This is a genomic window from Stenotrophomonas sp. YIM B06876, assembly GCF_030711595.1.
Lineage (GTDB): Bacteria > Pseudomonadota > Gammaproteobacteria > Xanthomonadales > Xanthomonadaceae > Stenotrophomonas.
In genome coordinates this window covers 1-1,810 of the sequence record NZ_JAUJUJ010000158.1, presented here as the reverse complement: position 1 = coordinate 1,810, position 1,810 = coordinate 1, and the positions used below count along the sequence as shown (strand labels likewise).

At 65.9% G+C, this 1,810-nt stretch carries 1 protein-coding gene and 2 pseudogenes; all 3 read left to right on the top strand.

The features are described from left to right. Positions 1-162: pseudogene (locus tag QZH66_RS15660) on the top strand (electron transfer flavoprotein subunit alpha/FixB family protein); the annotation flags it as partial. 54 nt (positions 163-216) lie between these two features. Next, positions 217-324 (top strand): annotated as a pseudogene (locus QZH66_RS15655) (electron transfer flavoprotein subunit alpha/FixB family protein); the annotation flags it as partial. 76 nt (positions 325-400) lie between these two features. Next, positions 401-1,810, top strand: a 1,410-nt coding sequence (locus QZH66_RS15650; RefSeq protein ID WP_305806826.1) for an acyl-CoA dehydrogenase family protein, incomplete at its 3' end; no start/stop codon positions are given.

The window sequence follows — 1,810 nt, the reverse complement described above, 5'->3', positions numbered from 1 at the left end:
TGCGGCATCTCGGGCGCGATCCAGCACCTGGCGGGGATGAAGGACAGCAAGGTCATCGTGGCGATCAACAAGGACCCGGAGGCGCCGATCTTCTCGGTGGCCGACTACGGGCTCGAGGCCGATCTGTTCACGGCCATTCCCGAGCTGATCAAGGCCTTGTAAGCCACTGCGTACCGCAAAGGGCATCGTTCGCGATGCCTTTTTCACATCCGGNTCATCGTGGCGATCAACAAGGACCCGGAGGCGCCGATCTTCTCGGTGGCCGACTACGGGCTCGAGGCCGATCTGTTCACGGCCATTCCCGAGCTGATCAAGGCCTTGTAAGCCACTGCGTACCGCAAAGGGCATCGTTCGCGATGCCTTTTTCACATCCGGACCCCGCTTTCCCCTGGAGACCCTCATGAGCTACACCGCCCCCATCAAAGACATGCTGTTCGCCATCGAGCATCTGGCCGGCATTGCACAGGTCGCGCAAATGCCCGGCTTTGAAGACGCCGGCCTCGATACCGCCCAGGCCGTGCTCGAAGAGTGCGCCAAATTCAACGAGGGCGTGGTGGCGCCGCTCAACGTCGAGGGCGACCGCAACCCGTCGAACTTCCAGGCCGGCGCGGTCACGACCACGCCCGGCTTCAAGGAGGCCTTTCGCCAATACGCAGAAGGCGGCTGGCAGGGCCTGCAGCACCCGGTCGACTTCGGCGGCCAGGGCCTGCCCAAGACCATAGGCGCGGCCTGCGGCGAAATGCTCAACAGCGCCAACCTGAGCTTCGCCCTGTGCCCGCTGCTGACCGACGGCGCCATCGAGGCGCTGCTCACCGCCGGCAGCGACGAGCTCAAGGCGATCTACCTCGAAAAGATGGTGACCGGCGCATGGACCGGCACCATGAACCTGACCGAGCCGCAGGCCGGCTCGGACCTGGCGCTGGTGCGCACGCGCGCCGAACCGCAGGTGAGTCCATCCGGGCAGCCCGACGGCAGCTACAAAATTTTCGGCACCAAGATCTTCATCACCTACGGTGAACACGACATGGCCGAGAACATCGTGCACCTGGTGCTGGCCCGCGTGCAGGGCGCGCCCGAGGGCGTCAAGGGCATCAGCCTGTTCGTCGTGCCGAAGTTCCTGGTGAACCCCGACGGCACGCTGGGCGCGCGCAACGACGCGCACTGCGTCAGCATCGAGCACAAGCTCGGCATCAAGGCCAGCCCCACGGCGGTGCTGCAGTTTGGCGACGGCACGGCGGCGAGCATCGCAGACAGCGCCGGACCCGGCGCCGTGGGCTACCTGGTCGGCGAGGAGAACCGCGGCCTCGAATACATGTTCATCATGATGAACTCGGCCCGTTACGCGGTCGGTGTGCAGGGCATCGCGGTGGCCGAGCGCGCCTACCAGCAGGCCGTGGCGTATGCCAAGGACCGCGTGCAAAGCCGCCCGGTGGATGGCAGCATCAATGCCAGCAGCACCATCATTCACCACCCCGACGTGCGCCGCATGCTGATGACCATGCGCGCCTACACCGAGGGCTGCCGCGCCATGGCCACCACGGCCGCCGCCGCCTACGACGCGGCGCACCACCACCCCGACGCCGCGGTGCGCAAGCAAAACGCCACCTTCTACGAATTCATGGTGCCGCTGGTCAAGGGCTACAGCACCGAGATGAGCCTCGAAGTGACCAGCCTGGGCGTGCAGGTGCACGGCGGCATGGGCTTCATCGAGGAGACCGGCGCGGCGCAGTACTACCGCGATGCCCGCATCCTGACCATCTACGAAGGCACGACCGCCATCCAGGCCAACGACCTGGTGGGCCGCAAGACG